Here is a 19,830-nt window from a genome sequence, read left to right on the forward strand (position 1 = left end):
AATGCAATCGGTATTGTTTATTTTGAGTATAAGTTGGTCAGTGTTTGCATATTGATCTGCTCCAGGCTGCTCACTACCAGGTCTGCCGCACCAAGTACGTCCTGCTCTCCCAATCCGACAACCTTCATATTGGCCGCCTGTGCTGCCTGTACCCCCGCAATCGCATCTTCAAATACGATACACTTCTCTGGTGATATCTGCAAGGCTTCTGCACCTTTCAGGAATACTTCAGGATCGGGCTTGGAAGCTGTAACAGTATTCCCATCTACCAGTACTTCAAACAAAGGCAGGATGCCTACCTTTTCGAGTATGACGGTAGCATTCTTGCTGGCAGATCCCAGGGCGGTTCTGATACCGGCCGCTCTCAGGCTTTCCAGTAGTTCTTTAGTACCCGGCAGAATTTCTTCCGGCGTCATATGGTTGATCATTTCAACATACCAGTCATTCTTACGGGTAGCCAGTACCTGTTGTTCTTCGGCCGTCTTCTCAATACCGCCCCACTCCAGGATCAGCTCCAGTGATTTCACTCTGCTGATTCCTTTTAGCTTCTCATTCTGCGCTTCGGTGAAATTGAATCCTAACTCATTGGCCAGTCTTTTCCAGGCTTTGAAATGGTAGACAGCGGTATCCACGATCACCCCATCCAGGTCAAAGATGCATGCTTCAAATACTTGCATATATTCAGATAAAATCTTGTGATAAATAATTTATTTCAGCAGTTCCAGTATCTGCGTTGACTCGGCAGGAATACGCAGACTGTCGCTCAGCGGCCAGGTCTTGCCGGTCACTATGTCTTTCGCCTGCGTGAAGCCGGCTACTCTCTCAGTAAAGCGCGCGGGAGATACCGCTACTTCCTTTTCATTAGGATTAAGCACGATCATCACGGTGTTATCAGCGTTATACCGGAAGTAGGTATACACATTATCCAGGGGCACATATTGCATCAGTTTACCGGTTTGCAGTACCGGATGCTGCTTTCTGTAGGTAGCAATTGTGCGGACATAGTCAAATAGTTCATTCTCTGCTGCATCACGTCCGGCAGCAGTAAATTTATTCTTTGCGTCGCCAGCCCATCCGCCCTGGAAGTCTTCACGTACCAGACCATCAGGAGCGCTGAAGTTCTTCATGCCGATCTCCGCGCCATAGTACAACTGTGGGATCCCACGGGTAGTAAGCAGCCACGCGAGGGCAGCTTTATATTTCTGCTTATTTTCCTTTACTACGGAGTAGAAGCGGCTCAGGTCATGGTTATCCAGGAAGACAACATTACGCATCGGATCCTGGTACTGATAGTCCTGAACGAGGGTAGCATACAGCCTTACAGCGCCTTCATCCCATCCTGGCTTTTCATTCAGGGCACCGGCAATAGCCCAGAGACTCTGGAAGTCTGTGATACCCGCCAGCTGTGTATCGAAGCCTCTGTTCACGGTGTTGCCCTGGGTAAAGAATACCTGCTCCGGACCACTGCGTACCCATACTTCTCCGAAGTAGGTAAATTCCGGATAGGCTGCTTTAATAGCTTTCCCCCATTCCGCCATGAAATCAGCATCATTGTAGGGGTAAGTGTCCAGTCGGAAGCCATCTACGCCGGCATACTCGATCCACCAGATATGGCTTTGTGTGAAATACCTGCGTACATATGGATTCTTCTGATCCAGGTCAGGCATGTGTACATCAAACCATCCCTCGGTCATGATCTTCTGATCTGATGGCGCTGCATACGGGTCCATAAGTGGAGCTGCGCGGAAGCTGGAGCGGGTAAAGGCAGGCCACTGATGTATCCAGTTCTTCATAGGCAGATCCTTCATCGTCCAGTGCTGGCTGCCTATATGATTGTGCACCAGGTCCTGAATCAGCTTCATGCCTCTTTTATGCAGACTGTCAGCCAGCACCTTATACAGCTCATTAGAGCCGAAGCGGGGGTCTATGCGGTAATTCTCTGTAGCCGCATACCCATGGTAAGAAGCTGCCGGCTGATCGTTGGTGACCAGTGGCGTCATCCACAATGCCGTTACGCCCATGTCCTGCAGGTAACCCAGGTGATCAATGATACCCTGTATATCGCCGCCATGACGTTTATACATGGAATCTCTGTTCAATGAGGTTTCCTGCATGCCTTTAACAACGTCATTGTTTTTGTCGCCGTTGGCGAAGCGATCGGGCATAATCAGGTATACGAAATCGCTGCTGTTTACACCTTGCGCTTTTATGCCGCCTTCTCTTTTCTTCAGTTCATAGTTATAGACAATATCCTTCTGTCCTTTCTTCGTGAACCTGATTGGGAACGTTCCCGGATTAGCGGCAGCAGAGATATTGATATCGACAAACAGGTAATTAGGATTCTCCACTTTATGTACTTCCTGCAATGTCACGCCCGGGTAGGTAAGTGACACTTCTTTTTCAGCGATCTTATCGCCGTGAACGATCAGCTGCAGGAACGGCTCGTGCATACCCGTCCACCAGAAGGCGGGTTCCACTCTTTCGAGCCTGGGTAGTTGTGCCAGTGTGCTGAGTGCAGTAGTGAATACCAGGATACCAGTCAATAACAATCTTCTCGTCTGTAACATGCTTATTTATCTATGGGTGAAGAACAGCAACCCGGCAATGTCACCGGGTTGCTGGTAATATGATTCCTTATTGTACACTTAAAGTGTAGATATAGTTGCCGGCGTTACTCAGGTCCATCGTAATGGTATAAGTACCGGCTGTAGCGATGTTAATGGCACCGGCGTTACCGGCAGTCAGCACACCGTTATTGTCATCATCACTCAGGCTGATGGTATTTGCGTTGTTAGCTCTGAAGTAGAAGCTACCCGCCTGCAACGGCGTAGTGATACTCCACTTCTTTGTTGTTGCGTCAAAGGTCAGGGCTTTATCAGCACCACCGACAGCGCTGCCGTTGATACTCCAGGTGGTACGCGTTAAGGTCCAGGTCAGGGTATTCAGGTCAGCAGTCAGCTTGTAATATCCGGCTTCCGCAGCTTTGAGATTACCACCATTACTAACCAGGGTACCACCACCACCGTCGCCATAGTTGGTATCCCATCCTTTCATCGGCGTGATCTTAAATTCAGTATTAGCATCCGGGAAGTTCAGGAAACCTTCGTACTTCTTGTCGTTATTGACTGACGCCAGTGTACCCAGGCGCGGATCATCGAAAGACCATCCCTGGTATCCGCCAGGCACATAGATAGACGGGTATACCTTGGGTACATAGTAAGGAGTTACCGTCAGCAGTACACTGTCAGAGTATACTTTGTCTGCGGCAGTATCAACAGCAGCTTTGATACGGATGACCAGCTCGTGCTGGCGGCCGGCAGCAAGCCCCAGGTTATTGATCGCCTGATTCAGGGCGGCAACAGTAAAGGTTCTGCTCAATCCGTTATTGGCATTGAATATCTCTGCTGCATTTCTGAAACCATTTCCCTTCTGATCTACTTCGAGCGCGTAATTAACAACAGCCCTGTAGCCCCAGTCCTGGGAGGCCGTCCACTTATAGGTAACTGCTTCTTTATCCGCGTCAGCGGCAGTAAAGACAAATTCAGTAGCTGTTGCAGAGAAGGTAGGTGTAGTACCTGTCTTCACCTGAGTGAAGCTGTCCTGTTTTTCGCAGGAGGCGAAAGCCATCACACATAAACTTCCTGCGATTATTTTATTCAACCAGGCATTCATGATGCAAGTGTTTTGATATAGTGGTTAAATGCTTTTCCCGAAATTAATAACCTTTGTTCTGTACCAGGTTAGGATTGGCTACCCTCGCAGTAGTTGGTATAGGATATATGGTACGGAAGTCTCCTACCGCTACGCCTGCTGCAACACCGCCTTTGAATGGCCATACGTATCCACTTCCTGTAAACAGGCCATAGCGGATCAGGTCTGTTCTGCGGTGACCTTCCCAGTATAGTTCGCGGCCTCTTTCATCCAGGATGAAGCGCAGATCCAGCTGACCGGCAGTGATGTTACCACTGGCATTGCCATAGGCACGTCCACGCAGATCATTGATGTATTCCAGCGCAGTTGCCGCGCTACCGCCGGTACCACCACGTAATACCGCTTCTGCATAGGTTAGGTACATTTCAGCTACACGCATCAGCGGAAAGTCTACATCCACAAAGGTGCCGTTGGAACCGTCTTTGCCGGTAGATGTTTTGTTTGACCATTTGGTAATAGCATAGCCGTCAGTGAAGGTACCCAGGTCAACGATCTCACGGTTCTGGCCTTCCGTATGGAACATAGCACGTTTATCTGTAGCGCCGGTAAGATCTGTGAACAGGTTTACAAAAGCACTGGTAGTGCGTAAACCTCCCCAGCCACCGTTTACGCCAAATGCAGCAGCATCCATGTTACCACCTATTGCGGCATGTACCAGGTAGGTAGTACCACCATAGGTTTGTGTACGCAACCCATCAAAGTTAGCTGTCAGCAGAAACTCGTTCTGAGAAGTCACATTGTTATCTGCCTTAAACATGTTTGCATAGCTGGTTACAAGTCCGTAGCCGGAGTTGATCACCTGACTGCTATAAGTTACCGCGTCAGTATAACGACCGGTACCGGTATATACTTCAGCATTGAGGTACATTTTGGCTAACAGCGCCCATACGCATGCTCTATCAGCACGACCGTATTCATTACTACGTGCTTCAGGCATACTGCTTTCTATATCTTTCAGTTCACGCTCAATGTAGGCAAACAAGTCAGCGCGGGATATCTGGTCAGGATAATAGAAGGCTACTTCATTACTGTCAGTCACAAAAGGTACACTTCCAAAGAGGTCCATTGCGTGATAGTAAGATAAGGCACGAAGAAAGCGGGCTTCTGCGCGGAAGGTTCTGGCTGTTTCCTGGTCCTTCTCAGCAATGCCGTTGCTACCAAGTTTATCGTCAGAAGTCTGCCTGATAAACTCATTACACTGTGCTATCTGGTAGAAGAGACGGGCAAACATTGCGCTGATAAAGTTATCATCTGGCGTCCAGTCCATCTGGTGGAAGTCCTGCAGGGTACCATCGTTCCATCCGATCACTGCCTCGTCAGTAGGCAGTTCCTGCATCTGAAAGTACCCCCGGATATAGCTGGAAGTACCTTCATCGATACCACTGATATCAGGGTTACCTGAAGGTCCTTGCTGCCCTGTTACTGAAAAGCCTCCGTATAATTTAGCGAGTATGCCTTTATAGTTTGAAAAGTCCCTGTACACACTGGCAGATGTTGCCTCTGTGATAGGAGTACGGTCCAGATCTTTGGTACAGGAAGCCAGTCCGCACGCCATCGCTCCTGCCAGTACCACCTGATATATGAATTTCTTAGTCATAACGTTTCCTGTTTGTTAATTAAAAATCAAGGTTAACACCTAAAGAATATACACGCGGACGAGGGTAGAACTTATCGTCGATACCGCTGAATACTTCAGGGTCCTGGCCACTGTATTTGGTGATTACAAATACGTTCTGAACGTTGAAGTTGGCACGCAGACCTACTTTCTTGTTCACGATTCTGCCGAAGTCATAACCCAGGTTCAGGTAGTCCATACGCAGGAATGAGCCATTTTCGACATAATAATCAGACCAGTACTGTGTATTTCTGAACCTTGTTTTCAGCACGCTGGTAGACAGGTTAGCCAGGTAGTTACTGTTCTGGAAAGTTTTATAAGCACCGTTGTTGGATGCCTGGTTGTTATAGATGTAGTTACCGATGTTGCTACGTACACTGAAACCAAGGCTCCACTTCCTGTAATTAAACTGGGAATTGAAGTTGAGGTATACTACTGGGTTGGAAGACTTATAACGATATTTATCATCCGCAGTTACTGCACCGTCGCCATTCGTATCTTCATAAAGTCCCTCTATCGGATTACCAGCCTTATCATAGATCTGTTTGTATACATAGAAGGAGTTGATCTGATGGCCGGCAGTGTTGATCTGGATAGTGTTACCCGTACCGCCTGTGATGCCGCCGGTAGCGATGCCTACAGAACTATCAGACTGTGCTTTGGACAAAGACAGGATCTTGTTTTTGTTGTATGTTACGTTAAACCCTGCATTCCAGCGGAAGTCTTTTGTCTCGATAGGCACTGCATTGATGATAAACTCCACCCCTCTGTTTTCCAAGCTGCCGATGTTTGTATACAGTGTGTTGGTCAGGTTAGTACCGGTTGGAGCGGTAACATCTGCCAGCAGATCGGTAGTTTTCTTGTAGTAGAAGTCTACGCTACCAGAGATCCTGTTGTCCAGGAAGCCGTAGTCCAATGCGACGTTGTAGGTGGCAGTCTGCTCCCATTTGATGTTCTGGTCGTAACCTGCTGCGCGCAGCGTCTTGTAGAATGCATCTCCCAGTTGGTAGGAAGAGTTGGCATCTCCGTAAGTGTAGCGTGACAGGGCGGCATATTCTTTACCTACACCGATGTTTTCCTGACCGGTTACACCGTAGCCAAGTCTCAGTTTCAAGTCAGATACTGTTTTGGATGTTTTGAGGAAACTCTCATCTTTCAATCTCCATGCAAAAGCTACAGAAGGGAAGTTACCCCAATGCTGGCGGAAACGGGAAGTACCATCACGACGCATGGTGAAAGTCAGCAGGTATTTCTCGTTGAAAGTGTAGTTTAAACGACCGAAGAAAGATACCAGTGTATGCTGCGCTTCGCTATAGTTACTGGCAGCAGTAGTAGTATCGCCTGATTCGTCCAGCGTCGGGAAACCAGGAGTAGCGCTGATGAAGTCCTGGTAGGAGTATCCCGCCATTACGTCAATACGGCTTTTGATGCCTTTCAGGTCTTTTGCATAGTTCAGGTAGAAGTCCATCAGTTTGTTCTTCATTTCCTGAGAATAGCTTCTGTAGGAACCGCCGGTACCATTGTAAAATGCCAGGGCTGCGTACTTCGGAATATTCACAGTACCATTACCTTTCTGATAGTCGTAACCCAGATTCAGGTTAGCGCGCAGTTCTGGCAGGAAATGAAACTTATAGTCAAACTGGATGTTACCAATGCTTCTTTTCACTTCAGAGTTATCCATTTTCTGCTCCAGCATTGCCAGTGGGTTTTTAGTACCGAGGTCGTACAGTTTATCATTGTACTTCCACTCGTAGTAACCTCCAAACTCTTCGTCGTTGCCAGTGCGTACAGGCTTCGTAGGATCGAACGCTACTGCAGCATTGATTGCTCCCGGATCTGCAAAACGATAGTCGGCAATAGAGCCTTTGACGTTCATATTAATCTTCAGGTGATCGTCTAACAGACTTGGCGAGAGGTTGATAGAGGCAGAGTTCCTTTTCAGGTTGGAAGTCTTCACAATACCATCCTGATTAAGGTGACCTACTGATATACGGTAAGGTAATTTCTTCCAGGAACCGCTTAGTGCGAGGTTGTTATCTGTACTGAAGGCAGATTGATAGATCTGCTTCTGCCAGTCGGTAGCATCATTGCCCAGCAGTGCAATCTGTGCAGGCGTACCATTTGCTTTTACTACGTCAGCAAACTGGGAACCAGTCAGCACCGGAGAATAGCTGGTCACTTTGGATATAGCGTTAGTTGAGCTGAAAGATACGTTCAGCTTTTCACCCAGACGTCCTTTCTTGGTAGTGATGATGATTACACCATTGGATGCACGGGAACCGTAGATTGCAGTAGCAGATGCATCTTTCAGTACGTTGAATGATTCAATATCATTAGGGTTGATCAATGCCAGTGCATTGGAAGCGCCGCTGATATTATTGTTATCAACCGGTACGCCATCAATGATGATCAGTGGATCATTCGTTGCATTCAGTGATGCACCACCACGTACGCGGATCGTACTACCTGCGCCAGGTGCGCCGCCGTTAGAGGTGATCTGCACACCAGGCACTTTACCGGTAATCAGCTGATCAGCGGAACTGATAGGGCCTTTATTAAAATCTTTGGAAGAAACAACTGCAATAGCTCCGGTCAGGTCGCTCTTTTTCTGCGTACCATAACCTACTACTACTATCTCGTTCAGACCTTTGGTGTCAGCTTTCAGCTGAAAGGTAACGGGAGATGTGTTGTCGCCTGCACTAACAGGCATCTCAAATGTTTCATATCCCAGGATGCGGGCAACCAGTACGATGTTGCCGGAAGTAACACCGGTAACGGTGAATTTACCTTCTCCATCTGTAGTGGCGTTACGGCTGGTTCCTTTGACGAAGACGGTAGCGCCGGGAATTGGCTGTCCTGCATCATCTGTCACCTTCCCACTAATACTACCTGACTGTGCATAGGTAAACAGGGAGATTAACACAAAGCACAGCAGAAATGCATACCGGGCAAAGCGTGTTTTTTTCATTTAACGTTAATTAATAGTTTCACAATAAGTTCAATTCAGATACTTTCTGGGCAAAAAGTCCCCCCTTTCAAATCCTTTCGGATTCAATTGACAATACTTTGTTTTCGTTTTAAACATGGAACCGGGGACTGACATTTATCTGTCTACCGGCAATACAAGTGATGTAATACTTTAAGTAGGATTCATTTTCGTTACGTTTTTCATTTCCGGGAACGTTCCCGGAACGCGGAACATGTTGCTAAAGTATACCTTTTTATGAAAACTGTAACATTCCGAAACACATTTTTTTAAAAAAAAGTTAAGAGACTGGCAGGTTTAGGGATGTGATATCCGCCAGGCAGCAACATATCAGCATGGCTACCAGCGACTTATAATCCTGAATTTGTAGTTCCGGAAAAAGAGTGAGGCTTTCGTTTTGTTTCTTTTAATTATCCCTTCCCTCCTATGCTGGTTTTAAGACCAGTACTTGATGTTCTCGGGATCAGCTGCGAACTTAACACTACATGGTCCTTTACAGGGGTATCACTTTCCAATGCTTTAAACAGTAGTTCTGCTGCGTTGGTACCTAAATCAAAAGCCGGCTGTGTAATTGTTGATAATGCGGGATTAAGCAAAGACGCTATCTCCAGACTTGAGAAACTGACTATCTTCAGGTCCTCCGGAATCCGGATGCCCAGATTATGGCATACATAGTAACTCGATATAGCCAGGCGCTCAACCGATGCAAATATACCATCAGGTTGCTGGTCTTTTAACGCCTTCGACAGAATGTCAAAGTTCTCATCATAGTCATTGGAACAATCAATCACCAGGTGGGTATTATATGGAATACCAGCATCTTTCAGGGCATCCTGATAACCTTGCATACGCACACTACCAATAGACAGACTTTTGTTCACTACCAGAAAAGCAATATTCTTGCAACCTACTTCTATCAGGTGCCGGGTAGCTGCAAAGCTGCTCGCATAGTCGTCTGTAGTAACTTTCGGCACATCTATATCATCGTACACCCTATCAAAGAATACCAGCGGAATATGCTTGTTACCCAGTCTGTTGATATACTTATGATCGTTCGCTTCTCCTGAAGCTGACATGATAATACCATCCACACGGCCATTATACAACTTATCGATAAACGTCACCTCTTTCTGATATTCATCGTCAGTTACATAGATGAGTGTATGGTATCCTTTTTCCCTGGCAACACGCTCAATACCGTGTATAGCCTGCGAAAAGAAGTTGTTGGCCAGTTCCGGCACTATGATGGCAATCGTCTTACTTTTCTTCTCCCTAAGATTGCTGGCATGGTGGTTCGGCTGGTAGTTAAATTCCTTAGCCACCGATAAGATCCTGGCCTTTGTTTCTGGATTAATGTCGCTATTGCCCCTGAATGCCCTGGAAACCGTGGAAGTAGACAAATTAAGTTTTTCAGCCAACCTTTTAATATCAACGCGATCCATTGCTAAAGTTGTTTAAATAGGCTCAGCGACCAAATTAAGATAAAATAGCTGAATAATAGACATCTGTCTATGCCTCCCTCTCGTATATTACTTATTTAATATAAAATAATAAGACATTTTGATACCTTTACAGACAATATTTTAATCAGTAGCATTCCTATACCACAACCTACGGGTTTTCCCTCAAAAAGACTGACTGGTGAGAAGTGCGCTATCCTGCAACTAACAGGATGACCAGTTACTTCCGATCAACATAATCGCAGACAACTAAATGAACATAATTGGTTGCGTGGGCAACCTATTCCCTAACCTATGCATGAGAGAATGATCAGGCTTTTATTTACTTTGCTGTTAGTGGCTTTTTTAAGTCCGCAAACCTATGCACAAACCTGCAACAAAGACGTTGCAATGGGCAAACCCGTTACCGCATCATCCATACAGGCAGGCAACCTGCCAATCCGCGCCTTTGATGGCGATCCTACCAGTCGCTGGGAAAGTACATGGAGCGATCCTCAATGGATAATGGTGGATCTCGAACATAACTACGACATCTGCACCATCAATCTGAGATGGCAGGTACTTGCTACCGGGTATACACTAGAGATTTCTTCTGATGGTATATCCTGGACAAACCTTGTTACCGAAACTGCCAACACGGGACTAAATAAATCTTACAACGTACCAGCCAACGGTCGGTATGTACGAATGACGGGTATTACCAGGGGGTCCGGCTACGGATACTCACTATATGACTTTGAAGTGATCGGTACAGAACCTATCAGTTATTGTTCAAATACAAACGTTGCGCAACTCCGGCCGGTTACTGTATCATCTATTGCTAATGGTCACAGCGGGCCAAACGCTGTTGACAATAACACAGGCACACGCTGGGAGAGCGCACACAGTGATCCGCAGTTCATATCCATTGACCTGGGCGCTAACTATGACCTGTGCCGCGTGGTACTGAATTGGGAAGCTGCTTATGGCCGGGACTATACAATAGATATCTCTACGAACGGATCCAGCTGGACTACCTTAAAAACAGTTACAGGTAACTACATGCGGGATAACACCATCCCTCTGAGAGGTAATGCGCGCTATGTGCGCATGTCAGGTACAGCTCGAGGAACCAATTATGGTTACTCACTGTGGGAGTTCTCTGTATACGCCCTCCTGCCAGCTATCAGCGTTACCACAATTTCAGATGCTGCCGAACCCTCAACAGGTGGCAGTTTCCGTTTCAGTCTGCCGGCCGGTATCACCTTCGATGAAGACATTACTGTTAATTATACCACTGCTGGTACTGCACAAAGTGGACCTGATTATCTACCTCTTCCCGGCTCAGTAATTATACCTGCAGGGCAAAACAGTGTTGCAGTCCCTCTTACTGTAACAGATGATCAGATCATAGAAGGTCCAGAAACCGTGATAGCTGCGGTCACTAATGCTACTTCTGCTACCCACGCAGGATTCCCTGTCAGTGCAACAAATCCTACGGCTACAATCAATATTGCGGATGATGACAATATTGCTGCAAATAAGATCATCAGCGTATTCGGATCGGCAAACGCAGCTGAGCCTTCCTCCAACGGCAGGTACGAATTTAGTTTACCGGCAGGATTTACCGCCACGGAAGATATCACCGTTACTTTTACCACAGGCGGCACAGCAGCTACCGGTATTGATTATACAGATATCGGTACCACCTGCATAATACCTGCCGGACAAAACAGCGGCTCGCTAACCTTACTGGTGATAGACGACAAAATAATTGAAGGCACTGAAAATGTTACAATAGCCATTACAGGAGCTAGTGCACCCACACTCGGATCATTTACTGCCAGTACCACTAACGCAACTGCTTCCATCAACATCGAGGACGATGATAATATAGCTGCTAATAAGGTCATCCAGTGTGCGCGTATTATTGATGCCGCTGAGCCATCTACCAACGGCGCTTTCAGCGTATTCCTCCCCAACGGCATTACTGTATCTGAGGATGTCTATGTAAACTATACGGTAGCCGGTACTGCCACCCCGGGTGCCGACTATGTAACATTAAGTGGAACGATGATTATTCCCGCCGGACAAAACCAAGGAGTAGATTCCGTATTTGTCATCGATGATGTTGAGATTGAAACAGAGGAGACAGTCAGCATTGTTCTGTCTGATGCTGGCAGTGCCACCTTCACTGGCTTCTCTATCGGTCCCGGGGCCAACGCTGTCATTACCATTGCTGATGATGATGAACATAATCCAGCAAACAGGATATTGAGTATCACTAACATAGATGATGCTATTGAAGGCACCAGTAACGGACGGTTCAGGATCAGTTTACCGCCAGGCGTCAGCTTCGGTCAGCCGATTAATGTCTCCTATACAATCGCAGGTACTGCTGTCAGTGGGATTCATTATGCGGCTATTCCCACAATAGCAACCATCGTCGCCGGACAAAACAGTGTTGATGTACAGGTAACCGCGCAGCCCTTCGACAATAATATACTGGAAGGTGATAAAACAGTAGTGCTTACGCTCACCGGTGGGACAAGCGCGTTATCAGGTACATTCACTGCTAATCCTGCCAGCAATACCGCTACGGTAATCATTGCTGATGATGAAAATACTCCGGCCAGCAGACAATTATATGTCGAAGCTACAGGTATTATTGCAAGTGAACCAGCCACTTCAGGCGCTTTCATGATTAAGTTACCGGGTACAATGGTAGCCTCAGAAGATATTACTGTAACGTACCGTATTACGCCGCTGACAGGCGGTCCTGACGACCCTGCACTTGCGGGAACAGACTATATTGCGTTAAGCGGTACAGCCACTATCGTGGCAGGACAAAATCAGGTACTGGTAAACTACACGCCTATTGATGACCAGATCATTGAGAACAGGGAAGCCTTTACTATTGAGTTACTGGGAGGCTCCTCTCCTACATGGACATCTTTCGGTATCGGTAAACGGTACGAGACAGGTTATATTGAGGATGATGATAATACAGCTACCAATAAAACCCTCAGCATTCATAAAGTAAGCGACGCGAATGAGCCTTCAACAAACGGTGTATTCAACATTAGTTTGCCGCCAGGAATCACCGCTTCAGAGGACATTATTATTTACTATAGCGTAAGTGGAACAGCTGCTGCTGGTATTGACTATACAGCGCTGGGATCAGCGGTAACGCTCAGTGCCGGACAAAACAGCGTTCCATTGCACATTCATGTCATTGACGACCGTATTATAGAAGCAACGGAGACAGTGATAGTAACACTAACTCACGGCGAGGGCATCCGCCTGACCGGCTTCACTGCCAGCAATACTAACGGTAGTGCAATAGTTAACATCAACGATGATGATAACATTGCCGCCAATAAAATGATTAGTATAGCGAATGCCAATGACGGTGCAGAACCTGGTATCAACGGCGCATTCCTGATTAGCTTACCTGCCGGCATAACAGTCAGCGAACCGGTAACTGTCAACTTTAATGTAACAGGTACTGCTACCGCTAATGAAGATTATACTTCATTAAACACGAGCGCTACTATTTTACCAGGACAGAACAATATTACCCTACCTGTCATGTTGCTGGACGACAACATTATTGAACATGCAGAAACAGTTATTGTAAGCATCAGAGAAGGCGTGTCCACAAATCTCGGCACCTTTAACGCAAGTACAGTAAATGAAGCGACTGTGACCATCAACGATGATGACAATACAGCTGCCAATAAAGTTATAAGTATTACCGCTGCAAATAACGGGGCTGAACCATCTACAAACGGAAGGTTTACTATCAGTCTGCCGGCGGGCATCACAGCAAGTGAAAACGTCACCGTCATATACAATATAGCAGGATCGGCTACGAATGGCGAGGATTACAACACGTTGGATGGGATAGCAATTATACCAGCTGGTCAGAACAATATGCACCTGACCGTCGCTGTTGTTGATGACCACATAATTGAGCATACCGAAACTGTTATTTTAGGTCTCACGACAGGTTTTGGACAAACACTAGGGAATTTCACGGCAAGTACTGCTAATGGGGCCGCAACAGTGCTTATTACAGATGAAGACAATGTTCCGGCTAACAAGGTACTAAGTATCACTGCTGCAAATGACGCCGCTGAACCATCTACAAACGGACGGTTCACCATCAGCCTGCCGCCGGGTATTACCGCCGCCGAAGACATTGTCATCACATATACAGTAGGCGGTACTGCTACCGCAGGTATCGACTATACTGCGCTCAGTGGCAATGTGATCATCCCCGCAGGACAAAATAGCGCCTCTCTACCTGTCCTTATTATGGATGACCTGCTTCTCGAAGGCGACGAAACTGTTATCGTTACCATCACTGAAGCAACTACCACAAACCTCGGAACATTCACTACAGATATTACAAGCGCAACCATTACCATCGCTGATGATGAAAATACCAGCGCCAATAAGACTATCAGCATCACTACAACTGCTCATGCTGCCGAACCGGCTATCCACGGTAGCTTCGCCATCAGTCTCCCAACTGGTATTATTACGCCGGAAGATATCAGCATCAGCTACCTTGTGAGTGGCACTGCTACAAATGGTACCGACTACGCAATGTTAAGTGGTACCGTGGTCCTTCCCGCCGGACAATCAACTGTTTCCCTACCTGTCACTGTGATAGACGATATACTGACAGAAGGTAATGAAACGGTTATCGTTACGCTCACACAGGCAACCACTGCCACGCTGGGCGATTTTACCATTAGTAGTGACAATGCGACCGCTACTGTCAATATCAGTGATGATGACAACGGTATTGCCACATTCGATACCTGGAAAACTGCCACACTGCCTGATACGAATACCGACGGTAAAATCGGGCAGGGAGAAGAGATCACCTATACTATCTACATTCGTAACACGGGTACTATTACTATCCCTCAGCTGACTATACAAGACCCTGTACCCGCCTATACAACTTATATCACCGGCGGTGCACTGATCGACAATAACGTCTTATATAACGTAATTGATCTGCAGCCGAATGCTGTCAGCCAGGTGAGCTTTACTGTTCGTACAGATAGCCATCTTTCAGGGGTGCAGATGATCAGCAACGTTGCACAGGTAAGCGACGGGACCACTTCTAAACACACCCTCGCCTGCGACCCTGCTGAGACGGATTGTAATATGGGTAATGAAACACTGGTACCGGTACGTGAACCCCAGGGGGATCTGCTGATTGGTAAACGAGCTCTCACCCCTCCTACCAATGGACAGCATTACATCCTGGGCGACAATATCACCTATGAAGTATTTGTGCGTAATGAAGGAGAAAAGACATTTACTAATGTAGTTATCACTGACTCCTTACCTGCCGCCCTCGACATGCCTTCCACCTACGCGAGCACACGTGGTGCCGTCGTCCCGGACGTAGCTGCACGAAAAGTCATCAACACTATCCACCATCTGCTGCCAGGTGAAGAAGTTACGATGACCCTGACCTGCCGTATTAATGATAAACACATCGTCAATACCGCGTATGTAACCGCTGCTGAAAGCGAGACAGACCTGCATAACAACATCGCCGTCACAACCGCTGCTGCCTCTATCAGAGACCTCGTATTTATCAATGCGTTCAGACCGGGTACAAATGGTACAAATAACCGCTTTGTTATCGTCGGATTGGAAAAGTATCCTGGCTCGAAATTGCTGGTATATAACAGGTGGGGTAGCCTGGTATATCAATCCAGCGACTATAAGAATGACTGGAAAGCGCTCGATCTGCCCATAGGTGGCTATATCTATATCGCTGAAGTAAAGAAACCGGAAGGAACAGTAGTATATAAGGGAGACTTTGTACTAATCAGATAAATACCACTTCCTTTGAAAAAGAAAAGTCGCTTACGTAACGAAGCGACTTTTCTTTTCCGGCTACCTGCCGGCGACAAGTTCCGGCGAATTACCTCAAACCCCGGCATTTACGTTTGCAGCGCGTAACAGGTCCTGCAGCACACTTCTGTTGAACGCTTCCCGGTCTTCCTTAAACAGGCGTCCCAGAGATATCAATCCATGTACAACAGACCACTGTGTCCATGCACGGCGCTCTACTTCTTCATCAGTTAATTGTTCTGTAAGACCCTGTTGCCTGATCACCTGCCCGATCAATACAACCGGATCTGTAATCTCTGGCAAGGAGATATTATCGCCGCTTACTGGCACACCAATGCCAAACATCAGCTGATAATATTCCTTTTCTTCCTGCGCAAAGTGCAAATAGGCCATCCACATCGCTTCCAGCTGCTGATCTGCCTGATCCTGCTGCTGCTGCGCCTGTGTCATTGCGGCCGTCAGCTGTTGATACCCTGCACGGGCAAGTTCACGCATGATGGCCTCCTTATTCTGAAAATAATCATAGATCACCGGGGCGGTATGTGCGATCTCTGTAGCTATCTTCCGCATACTGACTGCCTCCCAGCCATTGGCTTTGGCCAATCTGAAAGCTGCTTCCAGTATGTTCGCGCGGATCTCTTCTTTTAGTCTCAATTTTCTCTCTTGTGCTTCCATGACGAGTGTTATAATGTACGGAGAAGACTATTCAGTCTATTTTATAATAAAAAAATATGTCGCTTATAATTAGATCATATAGACTATTTAGTCTTAAAAGTATTCATAAAAAAACAGCCTGGTATCACTGGGCTGCTGTATACGGTTAAATCAGACTATACGAGATAATCTCTTTCTTCATTGCTTTAATGGCTGTCCTCATTGGCAACGGAGAAGCCATCACGCGGGACATCATAAAAGCGCCTTCCATTGTGGCAAATAACTTAACGGCAAACTCCTCTGCAGACAGATCGGCAGATAACTCTCCCGCTGCAATACCGTCTTTAATGATGATGGTCAGGTGCCGTGTAGCCCCTTTTATCACTCCCTGCACCTTTTCCCGGATAGCCGGATTCGTATCATCTGTATCAATGCCGAAGTTGAGTATCGGACAACCGCCATGTATAAAAGAGTCATCCAACGGATTAGGATTCATCTCTACAAAAGCAATCAGTTTATCAACGGCAGTTCGCTGAGACTGCAATAAATTATTCCTGCGAAGCGTCACTTTATCCAGCAGATAATCGGCGCTTGCACACGCCAGTTCATCCTTGCTCTGGAAATGCCCGTACAGACATCCTTTGGCCACCTTCGCAGCCAGCAGTACTTCGTCAATAGACGTACCGGCAACGCCTTTCTCGTTGAATAACTCTGCGGCCTGCTCTATGATCAGCTGTCTGGTTCTTTCTGACTTTTTCATCCTGCGGGACAATTGAATCTCACAAAAATAGACCAATTAGTCTTATATCACAAATAAATGTAAAAAGCCGTCCCGCATAAGCAGGACGGCTTACCTTTCATCACCAATGGTTATAAAATCATGACTATCTTAACCGGTGTTCAACTGACAGGCTGCTTTCCAGTGCGGATTTGACCCTATTATTGGTATCAACATCTGCGTCGATCGTCAGCACCAGCTTTCCACCAGTAAAGGAACCAGTGAAGTCGCCGATCTGCAGTTTGGTCAGCACCAGGTTAAGATCCAGTTTCAGCTTGCCATCAAAACTCAACCCGTCTGCGCCTATTGCCACATCTTCTCCTTCTGCATTAAATTCAAGTTTACCGGCAATTACCACCTCCACAGGGATGGTATTACCCTCCCAGGTGATCCGGCCTTTCATCATAATAGCAGGTTTCTGCTTATCACCCTGTGCACGCAGATACACTTTTACCTGGTCGAAATTGCCAACAGGGATGACAATGCTACCTAATGAAGTACTATCCAGAATATCAATAAAGCGGTCGGTTTTGATACTCATATTAATTTCATCTGCCCCGCTTTGAGCAACGAATTTCAATTCTCTGAACCTCACCTTAATACTATCCCAGGTCAGGTCAAATCGCAATGCAGGAAAAGCAGCCACGGAAGGATCGTTGATGATTCTGCCCAGACGCTCAGCGCCCGCGCCATCCGCTACCACGGTACCTGCAGGATTAACAGCCTGAATCTGATAATTAACAGTAGCTGAGCCTTCCGGCTTAACGTCATCTGTTTTTTCGTTTGAACCTTGTTTGGAGCAGGCGGTAAATAAGGCAGCAACCAGGGTCACAGTTGTGCACAACTGAAGAAAAGATCTTTTCATGAGTGAAATCTGATTTAAGTGTTTCCAATAAAAGTTGAGGTAAGAAAGGCTCTACAATACGATCATAACAAATGCTATCCCTGATATGCCGGTAATGGCTTTGGTGTTTCGTTGATAGATGGTTTTAATAAGGCGTCTGCCGGTATTCCAGGGGGCGCAGTGCATGCAACAAACATCGTACCGTTAACACCTTACCCGCGCCCCTCCTCATACGCAGTTTGTCTGATACTCAAAGTTGTAGCTTTTCCCGTGCAGTATCGATCCCACAGTGAGGAATTTTTTCATTACTTTTCCTAGTAACTAATTAATAATCAATGGCTGTGACTGCCATTAAGGTCTGATTCTTGTACACATAAAACAAAATGGAGAACTATGAGTAAATTATCATTTAACTTATTGGTTGACGGTGTTCCATACATGGTAAAAGCGGAACCTTTTTCTTTCAACGATGAACATCGTTATAATGTAAGTTTTAATGGCAGCGAGACATTCGTATTTGCCTGGGACGAAGAAACATTACGGTATGCGCCGTTGGACGAAGTAGCTTCCATCTTACCGGTATCTCTGGAACAGGAAATTGCTAACAGACTCTATGAAGTCACTCCAAGTAAAGAATAATATGTCCTCATCCCTATACCTCTTAAATAACCTTCTGATTACCTCCGGGTCACTCCACTCCTGCGCCCGTTTGCGTTCCATCCACCTTCCTGACGCACTCTACTCCATCCTGTAACCTCTTTCACGTTGACCTGCTTCCCTGTTAATACCTGACGGTTTTATTCTATTTTCCAACCTCCAGGCCTGCTAATTTTGATGAAAAAAATATGCAGCTCCTACAAAATATTCTGCTGATTACCCTACACCTGCTACCTGCTGTGGGCTTTACACGGCCTGTTGAAGATGGTAAAAGAAACTATGAACAGCACTGTGCCCGTTGCCATGGCCGCGATGGTACAAAAGGCATGTTTGGCGCTAAAAATCTACAGAAAAGCAGCCTGTCAGACACCGCCATACTGCTACAGATCATCAACGGCAAAGGAATAATGCCATCTTTCAGAAAACGGCTTCCTGCAGATCAGCTCAACGCTATCTCTACCTATATTAAAAGCTTCAGAAAATAAAGACAATGACTTCCCGAAAACCAACAACCATGTTCACCTTCTCACAGCTGATACTTATAATCACCACACTGACAACCGCCCTTATCGGCGGACTATTCTACGCATGGTCCTGTTCCGTGATCCCAGGGCTGGCAAGGGTCGCTGATCATACGTACCTGGAATCTATGCAGCAGATCAACCGGGCTATATTAAACCCGCTGTTCTTCCTCAGCTTCATGGGAACCACCCTGCTGCTACCACTATGCACTTACCTGCATTACAGCCCGGCCCTGCCTGTGCGCTTCTGGTTATTACTGGTGGCCTCCCTGCTTTATATCTGCGGAACATTTGGTGTAACTGCCTTTGGGAACGTTCCTCTGAATAATATGCTCGACACCTTTGACCTTACCACTGCGTCAGCAACAGCGCTGGCCGGGATGCGCAGGAAGTTTGAGCACCCATGGGTATACCTGCACAACATCCGCACAGTCGCAAACCTCCTGGCGCTGCTACTGGTGATCATAGCCTGCCTGACGCCCATACCTGACAGGGAATCCATTACTGACTCCTTCCGTCCTTAGTTTCGATAGTAGAGTACCAACCGTTCCCCCTGCCTGCACCTGCTCACTGCGACGCTGCTTACACCCGGCCGGCAACCATCGCTATTGCCTGTTACCGGCACAGCATCAGGTCTTGCTATCGTTCTGGTATTCATACCATCCCTGCACCACAAGGGCACCAGAAGGTCACCTCAATATCCCGGGGATATTGAGGTGACCTTCTGGTGTACTAT

13 protein-coding genes are annotated in these 19,830 nt (G+C 46.7%); 4 read left to right on the forward strand and 9 right to left on the reverse strand.

What is annotated here, in order from left to right:
• Positions 1-17 precede the first annotated feature (17 nt).
• From pgmB to K1Y79_RS00545, 6 genes are all read right to left on the reverse strand, one after another.
• On the reverse strand, positions 18-677 hold the full coding sequence (gene pgmB / locus K1Y79_RS00520; RefSeq protein WP_220248040.1) for a beta-phosphoglucomutase: 660 nt from the start codon (positions 675-677) through the stop codon (positions 18-20).
• Positions 678-707: 30 nt separating this feature from the next.
• On the reverse strand, positions 708-2,567 hold the full coding sequence (locus K1Y79_RS00525; protein ID WP_220248041.1) for a glycoside hydrolase family 13 protein: 1,860 nt from the start codon (positions 2,565-2,567) through the stop codon (positions 708-710).
• Between the two features lie 67 nt (positions 2,568-2,634).
• Positions 2,635-3,672, reverse strand: a complete 1,038-nt coding sequence (locus K1Y79_RS00530) for a SusE domain-containing protein (protein WP_220248042.1) — start codon at positions 3,670-3,672, stop codon at positions 2,635-2,637.
• Between the two features lie 43 nt (positions 3,673-3,715).
• The gene (locus K1Y79_RS00535; RefSeq protein ID WP_220248043.1) at positions 3,716-5,308 is read right to left on the reverse strand and encodes a RagB/SusD family nutrient uptake outer membrane protein; all 1,593 of its coding nucleotides are present in this window, start codon (positions 5,306-5,308) and stop codon (positions 3,716-3,718) included.
• A gap of 19 nt (positions 5,309-5,327) precedes the next feature.
• The gene (locus tag K1Y79_RS00540) at positions 5,328-8,294 is read right to left on the reverse strand and encodes a SusC/RagA family TonB-linked outer membrane protein (protein WP_220248044.1); all 2,967 of its coding nucleotides are present in this window, start codon (positions 8,292-8,294) and stop codon (positions 5,328-5,330) included.
• A 428-nt stretch (positions 8,295-8,722) separates the two neighbouring features.
• Positions 8,723-9,754 (reverse strand): LacI family DNA-binding transcriptional regulator, encoded by a 1,032-nt coding sequence (locus tag K1Y79_RS00545; protein ID WP_220248045.1) that lies wholly within the window; start codon positions 9,752-9,754, stop codon positions 8,723-8,725.
• A gap of 312 nt (positions 9,755-10,066) precedes the next feature.
• Here K1Y79_RS00545 and K1Y79_RS00550 point away from each other — a divergent pair, with 312 nt between their 5' ends.
• Entirely contained in the window at positions 10,067-15,622 is a 5,556-nt protein-coding gene (locus K1Y79_RS00550; RefSeq protein ID WP_220248046.1) for a Calx-beta domain-containing protein, read from the forward strand.
• A gap of 93 nt (positions 15,623-15,715) precedes the next feature.
• Here the strand turns inward: K1Y79_RS00550 and K1Y79_RS00555 are convergent, their stop codons facing one another.
• From K1Y79_RS00555 to K1Y79_RS00565, 3 genes are all read right to left on the reverse strand, one after another.
• Complete coding sequence (locus K1Y79_RS00555; protein ID WP_220248047.1) at positions 15,716-16,315, reverse strand: TetR/AcrR family transcriptional regulator; 600 nt, start codon at positions 16,313-16,315, stop codon at positions 15,716-15,718.
• 145 nt (positions 16,316-16,460) lie between these two features.
• Entirely contained in the window at positions 16,461-17,054 is a 594-nt protein-coding gene (locus K1Y79_RS00560) for a TetR/AcrR family transcriptional regulator (RefSeq protein WP_220248048.1), read from the reverse strand.
• A 124-nt stretch (positions 17,055-17,178) separates the two neighbouring features.
• Positions 17,179-17,937: a hypothetical protein gene (locus tag K1Y79_RS00565; protein ID WP_220248049.1), complete on the reverse strand. Its 759-nt coding sequence runs from the start codon at positions 17,935-17,937 to the stop codon at positions 17,179-17,181.
• Positions 17,938-18,309: 372 nt separating this feature from the next.
• On the opposite strand from K1Y79_RS00565, the gene K1Y79_RS00570 reads away from it, so the two are divergent.
• From K1Y79_RS00570 to K1Y79_RS00580, 3 genes are all read left to right on the forward strand, one after another.
• A complete protein-coding gene (locus K1Y79_RS00570) occupies positions 18,310-18,555 on the forward strand; it encodes a hypothetical protein (protein WP_220248050.1) in 246 nt (81 codons plus the stop codon).
• A 206-nt stretch (positions 18,556-18,761) separates the two neighbouring features.
• Positions 18,762-19,058 carry a c-type cytochrome gene (locus K1Y79_RS00575; protein WP_220248051.1) on the forward strand — a complete coding sequence of 99 codons (297 nt, stop codon included), beginning with the start codon at positions 18,762-18,764 and terminating at the stop codon, positions 19,056-19,058.
• Positions 19,059-19,063: 5 nt separating this feature from the next.
• Complete coding sequence (locus tag K1Y79_RS00580) at positions 19,064-19,618, forward strand: anthrone oxygenase family protein (RefSeq protein ID WP_236059433.1); 555 nt, start codon at positions 19,064-19,066, stop codon at positions 19,616-19,618.
• Positions 19,619-19,830: the final 212 nt, after the last annotated feature.

Source organism: Chitinophaga rhizophila, assembly GCF_019492185.1.
GTDB classification, from domain to species: Bacteria; Bacteroidota; Bacteroidia; order Chitinophagales; family Chitinophagaceae; genus Chitinophaga; species Chitinophaga rhizophila.